Source organism: Sphaerisporangium rufum (assembly GCF_016863395.1).
Taxonomy (GTDB): Bacteria; Actinomycetota; Actinomycetes; order Streptosporangiales; family Streptosporangiaceae; genus Sphaerisporangium; species Sphaerisporangium rufum.
Genome location: NZ_BOOU01000048.1, coordinates 115,766 through 125,206 on the forward strand (window position 1 = coordinate 115,766; position 9,441 = coordinate 125,206).

6 protein-coding genes and 1 pseudogene are annotated in these 9,441 nt (G+C 72.6%); 3 read left to right on the forward strand and 4 right to left on the reverse strand.

The window, feature by feature from the left end:
* Positions 1 to 38 precede the first annotated feature (38 nt).
* The 3 genes and pseudogenes from pcaDC to Sru01_RS36600 form a co-directional block, all read left to right on the forward strand.
* Positions 39 to 1,133, forward strand: coding sequence for a bifunctional 3-oxoadipate enol-lactonase/4-carboxymuconolactone decarboxylase PcaDC (gene pcaDC / locus Sru01_RS17270; protein WP_239137502.1), 1,095 nt, complete (start codon positions 39 to 41; stop codon positions 1,131 to 1,133).
* 67 nt (positions 1,134 to 1,200) lie between these two features.
* Entirely contained in the window at positions 1,201 to 2,973 is a 1,773-nt protein-coding gene (locus Sru01_RS17275; protein ID WP_203986234.1) for an alpha-amylase family protein, read from the forward strand.
* A gap of 258 nt (positions 2,974 to 3,231) precedes the next feature.
* A pseudogene (locus Sru01_RS36600) lies at positions 3,232 to 3,633 on the forward strand (DUF998 domain-containing protein); the annotation flags it as partial.
* Positions 3,634 to 3,969: 336 nt separating this feature from the next.
* On the opposite strand, the gene Sru01_RS17285 reads toward Sru01_RS36600, so the two are convergent.
* The 4 genes from Sru01_RS17285 to Sru01_RS17300 all read right to left on the reverse strand — a co-directional run.
* Entirely contained in the window at positions 3,970 to 4,956 is a 987-nt protein-coding gene (locus Sru01_RS17285; RefSeq protein ID WP_203986237.1) for a malate dehydrogenase, read from the reverse strand.
* Positions 4,957 to 5,155: 199 nt separating this feature from the next.
* Entirely contained in the window at positions 5,156 to 5,527 is a 372-nt protein-coding gene (locus Sru01_RS17290; protein ID WP_203986250.1) for a PH domain-containing protein, read from the reverse strand.
* A 64-nt stretch (positions 5,528 to 5,591) separates the two neighbouring features.
* A complete protein-coding gene (locus Sru01_RS17295; protein ID WP_203986253.1) occupies positions 5,592 to 8,018 on the reverse strand; it encodes a Tex family protein in 2,427 nt (808 codons plus the stop codon).
* 156 nt (positions 8,019 to 8,174) lie between these two features.
* A partial coding sequence (locus Sru01_RS17300; protein ID WP_203986256.1) for a glycoside hydrolase family 18 protein occupies positions 8,175 to 9,441 on the reverse strand: 1,267 nt, incomplete at its 5' end.

The following is a 9,441-nucleotide window of genomic DNA, read 5'->3' on the forward strand; positions in this document are numbered from 1 at the left end:
CGGGCCGCGCCCGGGGAGCTTCGATGAGGAGATGCGACGTGAAGTTGAGATACCAGGTGACCGGCCCGGCCGACGCGCCGCTGCTGGTGCTCGGCCCGTCCCTCGGCACCACCACCCATGTGTGGGATCCCCAGCTCGGTGAGCTGGCCCGCTCGTGGCGGGTGCTGCGCTGGGACCTGCCCGGGCACGGCGGCGCGCCCGCCGCCGAGGGGCCGTTCACCGTCGAGGACCTGGCGCGCGCGGTGCTGGAACTGGCGGACGAGGAGCGCTTCGCGGCGGGCGGGGTCTCGCTCGGCGCGGCGGTCGCCGCGACGGCGGCCGTCCTGGCGCCGGAGCGGGTCACCGACCTGGTGCTGTGCTGCACCGCGGCCCGGTTCGGCGATCCGGAGCCCTGGCGGGAGCGGGCCGCCCGGGTGCGGGTCGAAGGGATGGGCGGGCCGGCCGGCATGATCGCCGCCCGGTGGTTCACTCCGGATGCCGCCGCCGAGGTCATCGAGCCGGTCCGGAGCCGGCTGCTCGACGTGCACCCGGAGTCGTACGCCCTGGCCTGCGAGGCCCTCGCGGTGTTCGACCTGCGCGACCGGCTGCCGGGCATCACCGCGCGCACCCTGGTGATCGCCGGCGACCGGGACCCGGCCACCCCGGTCGAGTGCGCCGAGACGCTGGCCGGCGGCATCCCCGGCGCCGGGCTCGCGGTGGTGCCGGACGCCGCGCACCTGGCCGGGGTCGAGCGGGCGGCGGAGGTGTCCGCCCTGATGAACCGGTTCCTCGGCCACGGCCGCGGGCTGAAGGTGCGGCGCGAGGTGCTCGGCGACGCGCACGTCGACCGGGCGCGCGCCGCGGCCACCGGCTTCACCGCCGACTTCCAGGACCTCATCACCCGGTACGCCTGGGGGGAGATCTGGGCCCGCCCCGGGCTGGACCGGCGCACCCGCAGCTGCGTCACGCTGACCGCCCTGGTCGCCGGCGGTCACCTGGAGGAGCTGGCGATGCACGTGCGCGCCGCGCTGCGCAACGGCCTCACCCCGGACGAGATCAAGGAGGTGCTGCTGCAGGCGGCGATCTACTGCGGCGTCCCGGCGGCCAACGCCGCCTTCGCCGTCGCGCAGCGGGTGCTGGCCGAGCCGGAGTGACCGGCGGTCAGGTCCTTGTCCCGGTCCCGGCCGATTCTTTGCCGGATCCGGGGGTAGTGGCGGCCGGGTGAGACTGACTTATACCTCAGACGTGTGGTGGAAGAACGCCGTCGTGTACTGCCTGGACGTGGAGACGTTCGCCGACGGCGACGGCGACGGGGTGGGCGACTTCCAGGGCGCCACCCAGCACATCGACCATCTGGAGCGGCTCGGTGTCACGTGCATCTGGCTGATGCCGTTCTTCCCGACCCCCGACCGCGACGACGGCTACGACATCACCGACTTCTACCGTGTGGACCCCAAGCTGGGCACGCTGGGGGACTTCGTGGAGTTCATGCGGACCGCGCGGGACCGCGGCATCCGGGTGATCGCCGACCTGGTGGTGAACCACACCTCCGACGAGCACCCGTGGTTCAAGGAGGCCAGGTCCAGCCGGGACTCCCGCTACCGCGACTGGTACATCTGGTCCGACACCCCTGAGCCGGACGACCCCAAGGGCGTGGTCTTCCCCGACAAGGAGGACAGCCTCTGGGAGTACGACGAGGGCAGCGGCCAGTACTACTACCACCGCTTCTACCGGTTCCAGCCGGACCTCAACGTGTCCAACCCGGAGGTCGCCGACGAGATCACCCGCATCCTCGGCTTCTGGATGGAACTCGGCCTGTCCGGTTTCCGGGTCGACGCGGTGCCGTTCCTGGTGGAGGGCATCCCGGCGCAGACCAAGGAGGCCAAGGAGGCCAAGGCCAAGGAGTCGAAGGACCAGGGCGGCGACGCCAAGGCCCAGCCGGCGCAGACCGACGACAAGCTGCCGGACGTGCACGACTTCCTGCGCAACACCCGCGCCTTCATGAACCGGCGGGACGGCAGCGCCATGCTGCTGGGCGAGGTCAACCTGGAGTATCCCGACCTGCTCAAGTACTTCGGCAACGACCTCGGCAACGAGATCACCATGTGCTTCGACTTCATCGGGATGCAGCGCATGTACCTGGGCCTGGCCCGCGAGGACGCCGCACCGCTGGCCGACTCGCTGCGCGAGCGCCCGGCCCCGCCGAAGGACTCCCACTGGGCGACCTTCGTCCGCAACCACGACGAGCTGACCCTGGACAAGCTGACCGACGCCGAGCGTCAGGAGATCTTCGACGCCTTCGGCCCGGACAAGAGCATGCAGTTGTACGGGCGCGGGCTGCGCCGCCGGCTGCCCACCATGCTCGGCGGCGACATGCGCAAGATCAAGATGGTCTACAGCCTGCTGTTCTCCCTGCCGGGCACCCCCGTCCTCTTCTACGGCGAGGAGATCGGCATGGGGGAGAACCTGGACCTGGAGGGGCGGCTGGCGGTCCGCACCCCGATGCAGTGGACGCCGCACAAGAACGGCGGCTTCTCCGCCGCCGACCCGGGCGAGCTGCGCAATCCGCTGGTGACCGGGGAGTACGGGCCCGAGCACGTCAACGTGAGCGCGCAGCGGCGCGACCCCGACTCGCTGCTCATGTGGATCACCAAGCTCATCGAGCAGTACCGCGGCCTGCCCGAGCTGGCCTGGGGCGAGTACCGGGTCCTTGACGCCGGTGACTCCCGGGTGCTGGCCCACCGGGCGGACATCGACGGCGAGACCGTGCTCGCGCTGCACAACTTCGCCGACGCCGAGATCGAGTGCGAGCTGACCCTGGACGGCCTGGACGACAGCAAGATCCTGACCGACGTGCTGGTGGACGGCGCCACCAAGATCTCCCCCGAGGGGCGGATAACGGTGCGCCTGGAGCCGTACGGCTGCCGGTGGATGCGCGCCTCCGCCCCCGAGCTGGCCCCGGCCGGCGCGGACGAGGTCGAGCAGTCACGCTGACCCTTCTCGGGAGGTTTCCCGAGGTGGACGCGGCCTGACCCTGAGCCGAGCCCGCCACGGCGGCCGGTGGGCTCGGGGTCGGGCCGGGGACGCGTGAGGGCTCGCTCGGGCCGATCTCCGATGTCCGCGTACCCCGCCGGCCGCGACAGTCAGGTCATGACGAATCGACTGGCGGCCGCCGGGTTCGCGGCCCTGACCGGCGGGGCGGCTGCGATGATCGCCCTGCACCTGACCGCGGGCCTGGACCCGGTGCACGGCATGATCAGCGAATACGCCTTCCACCCGGGCGGCTGGCTGCTGCCCGCGTCGCTGGGGTCGTTCGCGGCCGGCTCCACGCTGTTCGCCGTGGAGCTGGCGCGGCGCGGGGTGGACCGCCGGGCCGCCGTGCTGGTCGGCGGGTGGGGGCTGTGCATGGTGCTGATCGCGGCGTTCCCCACCGACCGGCCGGGGATGTCGCTGTCGGTCTCCGGTGGCATCCACCGGTACGCCGCCTTCGCCGCCTTCGTCAGCATGCCGGTCGCCGGGCTGCGGCTGGCGGCCCGCGGCGGGCCGCACGCCCGGGCGGTGCGCGTGCTCAGCCTGGCCGCGGGCCTGTTCCTGCTGCTGGTGGTCGCGCCGTACGCGGTGCGCGCGTTCGGACTCGACCCCGGTGCCGTGCCGGCCGGGCTCACCCAGCGGCTGGTCGTGGTCACCGAGGTCGTCGTCCTGGCGCTGATCGGCCGGTCGGCCGCCGCACGCGGCCAAGGAGCAGGCCTTCAGCGCGCAGGAGCCCCGGACACAGGTCCTGCCGGTCACCGTGTCGACCTGCATCACGCTCATGACCGCTCGCGTGTCCCCGGAGTTCTGCGCAGGCAGGGTGACCTGCCGGTCGCCGGACCAGTCCACGATGTCCCCCTTTCACCGCGGTCAGACGCGCGGTGCGGGGGAAGGTTCGCCGCGGCGGCCGGGGCGCGACGCCGGCCCGGGGCGGTCGGCCCGGGGCCGGCGAGATCGTGGTCAGATGAGGCCGAGCTGCCGGACCGCGTCGCGCTCCTCGCCGAGCTCGGCGACCGAGGCGTCGATGCGCTCGCGGGAGAAGGCGTTCACCGGCAGCCCCTGCACGATCTCCCAGCGGCCGCCGCGCGACACCGCGGGGAACGAGGAGATCAGACCCTCCGGCACGCCGTAGGAGCCGTCGGACGGCAGCGCCACCGAGGTCCAGTCGCCCTCCGGGGTGCCGTTCACCCAGTCGTGCACGTGGTCGATCGCCGCGTTGGCCGCCGAGGCCGCCGACGACGCGCCGCGCGCCTCGATGATGGCCGCGCCGCGCTTGGCGACCGTGGGGATGAACGTGTCGCGCAGCCACCCCTCGTCCACCTGCTCGGCGGCGATCTTGCCGTTCACCTCGGCGTTGTACAGGTCGGGGTACTGCGTCGCCGAGTGGTTGCCCCAGATGGTCATCTTGCTGATCGCGCTCACCGGCACGCCCAGCTTCGCGGCGAGCTGGGACAGCGCCCGGTTGTGGTCCAGCCGGGTCATCGCGGTGAACCGCTCGGCGGGCACGTCCGGGGCGTTCGACTGCGCGATCAACGCGTTGGTGTTGGCCGGGTTGCCCACCACCAGCACCCGTACGTCGTCGGCCGCGTGGTCGTTGATCGCCTTGCCCTGCGGGGCGAAGATGCCGCCGTTGGCCTGCAGCAGGTCGCCGCGCTCCATGCCCTTGGTCCGCGGGCGCGCGCCGACCAGCAGCGCGACGTTCGTCCCGTCGAACGCCGCGTTCGGGTCGTCGCTGATGTCGATACCGCTCAGCAGCGGGAAGGCGCAGTCGTCCAGCTCCATGGCGGTGCCCTCGGCCGCCTTCACCGCCTGCGGGATCTCCAGCAGGCTCAGCCGCACCGGCACGTCCGGGCCCAGCAGCTGGCCGGAGGCGATGCGGAACAGCAGCGCGTAGCCGATCTGGCCGGCGGCGCCGGTGACGGTGACCTTGACTGGACCCTGCGTCATGTCGATCCCCCAGGTGGGCGGTGGACGTTTCGTGAACAGCACGAAAGGTTATCCCGTGGCACGCTCGCCTCCACCACGCAGGTCCGTTTCCAGGACGAGTGCCCGCCTGGCCGCCATACCGGTCATGACGTGCCTCGCGGGCCTTCTCCCTGGTGTCCGGCGAAGCCCGCCGCCCCACCGGGGGCGGACCGGCACCGGGTCAGCGGCCGGAGATGTAGTGCAGGATCACGTTGTGCACATGGTGGCACTTCTGCTCGCCCCGGAACTCCATCTCGTACACGTGGGTGCCGACGTTGATGGCGATGGCGCCCGACGAGAAGAAGGAGCCCGCCATCGACTTGTTGCTGACCACGCTCACGCTCGTGATCTTCGAGTACGGGATGCTGGTGATCGCCACCTTCTTGCCGACGAACGACTTGTCCTGGATGATCACTCGCCGGTCGGTCAGGCCGAGGAAACCGGTGCCGGCGCCGGTGGCGTCGTACACCGCGATGATCTCCTCGCCTTGCAGCAGCCCGCTCTGGATCTGCTGTAACTGCTCGGCCCGGTCGAACGGGATGTCTCGGCTCATCGGTGCTCCTTGTCCGGCTTCGGGCATGCGGGTCGGCGTCGGCCGCCACCAGGCATGGTCGTGGTCAGTCCAGTCCCTTGTCCAGGCCGGCCTTGCGCAGGGCCTCGGCGAGGGCGCCGCCGGGCTGCGGGCCGCGGTCCCGGCCGCCGCGACGGTCGGCGCCGCCCTGGCCGCCGCCCCGGCGGTCGCCGCCGCGGCCGGCCTGGCCGCGCCCGCCCGCGCCGCTCCGGCCGCGCCCGTCCTGGCCCCCGCCGTCGCGGTCCCGGCCGCCCTCGGCCCCGCGGCCGCGCCGGCCGCCGGCGTTCGGCCCGGCGGCCTCGTCGTCCAGGCGCAGGGTGAGCGAGATGCGCTTGCGCGGGATGTCGACGTCCAGCACCTTCACCCGGACGATGTCGCCCGGCTTGACCACCTCGCGCGGGTCCTTGACGAAGTTCCGTGACATCGCCGAGACGTGCACCAGGCCGTCCTGGTGCACCCCGACGTCCACGAACGCGCCGAACGCGGCCACGTTGGTGACCACGCCCTCCAGCAGCATCCCGGGCTCCAGGTCGGAGATCTTCTCCACGCCCTCCTTGAAGGTCGCCGCGCGGAACGCCGGGCGCGGGTCGCGGCCCGGCTTCTCCAGCTCCTTCAGGATGTCGGTGACGGTGGGCAGGCCGAAGGTGTCGTCGGCGAACCGGCGCGGGTCGAGCCCGCGCAGCACGGCGGCGTTGCCGATCAGCGTGGCGATGTCCCCGCCGGCGGCGTCGATGATGCGGCGCACCACCGGATAGGACTCCGGGTGCACGCTGGAGGCGTCCAGCGGGTCGTCCCCGGCGGGGATGCGCAGGAAGCCCGCGCACTGCTCGAACGCCTTCGGCCCGAGCCGCGGCACGTCCTTCAGCGCGCGGCGCGAGCGGAACGGGCCGTTGGCGTCGCGGTGCTGCACGATGTTCCCGGCCAGGCCGGAGCCGATGCCGGACACCCGGGTGAGCAGCGGTGCGGAGGCGGTGTTCACGTCCACCCCGACGGCGTTCACGCAGTCCTCCACGACGGCGTCCAGCGACCGCGACAGCTTGGTCTCCGACACGTCGTGCTGGTACTGCCCGACCCCGATCGACTTCGGGTCGATCTTCACCAGCTCGGCCAGCGGATCCTGCAGCCGGCGGGCGATGGACACCGCGCCGCGCAGCGACACGTCCAGTTCCGGCAGTTCCTGGGAGGCGTAGGCGGAGGCCGAGTAGACCGACGCGCCCGCCTCCGACACCACCACCTTGGTCAGCTTCAGCTCCGGGTGGCGCTTGATCAGATCGCCGGCCAGCTTGTCGGTCTCCCGGGAGGCCGTGCCGTTGCCGATCGCGACCAGCTCCACCTGGTGCGCGGCGGCCAGCCGGGCCAGCACCGCGATCGACTCGTCCCAGCGGCGCCGCGGCTCGTGCGGGTAGATTGTCTCGGTGGCGACGACCTTGCCGGTGGCGTCGACCACCGCGACCTTGACCCCGGTGCGCAGCCCCGGGTCCAGCCCGATGGTGGCCCGGGTGCCGGCCGGCGCGGCGAGCAGCAGGTCGCGCAGGTTGGTGGCGAAGACCCGGACCGCCTCCTCCTCGGCCGCCTGCCACAGGCGCATCCGCAGGTCGATGCCCAGGTGCACCAGCACGCGGGTGCGCCACGCCCAGCGCACAGTGTCCAGCAGCCAGCGGTCGGCCGGCCGGCCGCGGTCGGCCACCCCGAACCGGCGGGCGATCCGCGCCTCGTACCGGCTCGGCGTCCCCGGCTCGGGGGTCTCCGCCTCCGGCTCCAGCGCCAAGGTGAGGACCTCCTCCTTCTCGCCGCGGAACATCGCCAGCACCCGGTGCGACGGCAGCCGGGTGAACGGCTCGGCAAAGTCGAAGTAGTCGGAGAACTTGGCGCCGGCCTCCTGCTTCTCCTCGCGGACCCGGGACACCAGCCGGCCGTTGGCCCACATCAGCTCGCGCAGCTCGCCGATCAGGTCGGCGTCCTCGGCGAACCGCTCGACCAGGATGGCCCGCGCCCCCTCCAGCGCGGCGGCGGCGTCCGCGACGCCCTTGCCGGCGTCCACGAACGCCGCGGCGGCGGCCTGCGGGTCGACCGACGGGTCGCCGAGCAGGCCGTCGGCCAGCGGCTCCAGCCCGGCCTCCCGGGCGATCATCGCCTTGGTGCGCCGCTTGGGCTTGTAGGGGAGGTAGATGTCCTCCAGCCGGGCCTTGGAGTCGGCCGCCATGATCTGGGCCCGCAGGTCGTCGTCCAGCCTGCCCTGCGAGCCGATGGACTCCAGGATCGCCGCCCGCCGTTCCTCCAGCTCGCGCAGGTAGCGCAGCCGCTCCTCCAGGGCGCGCAGCTGCGCGTCGTCCAGGCTCTCGGTCGCCTCCTTGCGGTAGCGGGCGATGAACGGCACGGTCGCGCCGCCGTCGAGCAGCTCGACCGCGGCGCTCACCTGGCGCTCGCGCACGCCGAGCTCTTCGGCGATCTTCTGGTGGATGGAGGTCGTCACGATCGGGGTCCGCCTTCGCTTCTGAGGTCCGCAGAAGATTCTGCATGCTCGGCGGACCGGTTGTCGCGCCGCCGCCGAAACGCCAGGGGCCGGGAGGCGCCCGCCTCCCGGCCCCTGGCCGCGCGGCGGCCGCCCCGGCCACCCGCGCGGGTCCGGCTAGCCGAGGCCGCCGCGCATCGCGCCGATCAGCTCGCCGCCGGCGGTGTCTCCGCTGAGCTCCCAGAAGAACGAGCCGCCGAGGCCCTGGCCGCGGGCGTAGCGCATCTTCCCGGCGATGGTGGCCGGGGTGTCGTAGCTCCACCACTGGTTCCCGCAGTAGGCGTACGCCGTGCCGCCCACCGTGCCGGTCGCCGGGCACCTGGTCTTGAGGACCTTGTAGTCCTCGATGCCCGCCTCGTAGGTGCCAGGGGCCGCGCCGGTCGCCGAGCCGCCGGGCGCGCTCTGCGTGACGCCGGTCCAGCCGCGGCCGTAGAAGCCGATGCCGAGCAGCAGCTTGCCGGCCGGGACACCCTTGCCCTTCAGCTTCTGGATCGCGGCGTCGGAGTTGAAACCGGCCGCCGGGATGCCGCTGTAGGAGGTCAGCGGCGAGTGCGGCGCGGTGGGGCCGGTGGGGGAGAAGGCACCGAAGTAGTCGTAGGTCATGACGTTGTACCAGTCGACGTACTGCGCCGCGCCGCCGTAGTCCGCCGCGTCGATCTTGCCGCCGGAGCTCCCGTCCGCGGTGATCGCCGCGGTCACCAGGTAGGCCGGCCCGAACCGGTCGCGCAGCGCCCGCATCAGGTCGCGGAACGCCGCCGTGCCGCTGGTGTCGCAGCTCAGGCCACAGGCGTTCGGGTACTCCCAGTCGATGTCGATGCCGTCGAACACGTCCGCCCAGCGGGGGTCCTCCACCAGGGCGAAGCAGGAGTTCGCGAACGCCGCCGGGTCGGCGGCCGCCTGCCCGAACCCGCCGGACCAGGTCCAGCCGCCGAAGGACCACAGCACCTTCAGACCGGGATGCTTGGCCTTGAGCTTGCGGAGCTGGTTGAAGTTGCCGCGCAGCGCCCCGGCGTCCCAGGTGTCGGCCACGCCGTCCACGCTCTCGGCGGCGCTGTAGAACCGGCCATAGGCGGCGTAGGCGTCGCCCATGGCGCACCGGCCGCCGGTGACGTTGCCGAACGCGTAGTTGATGTGGGTGAGCTTGCCGGCCGACCCGCTGGTCTCGATGTTCTTGACGTGGTAGTTGCGCTGGTAGACGCCCCAGTCGACGAAGTAGCCGAGCAGCTTGTTCCCGCCGCCCCCGCCGTCCTGCGTGGTGGCGCTCACCGTGTTGCTCGCCCCCGACAGGTTCCCGGCGGCGTCCCGGGCCTTGACGCTGTAGGTGTAGGCGGTGTTCGCGTTCAGGCCGGTGTCGGTGTGGGTGGTGCCGGTGACGGTGGTGACC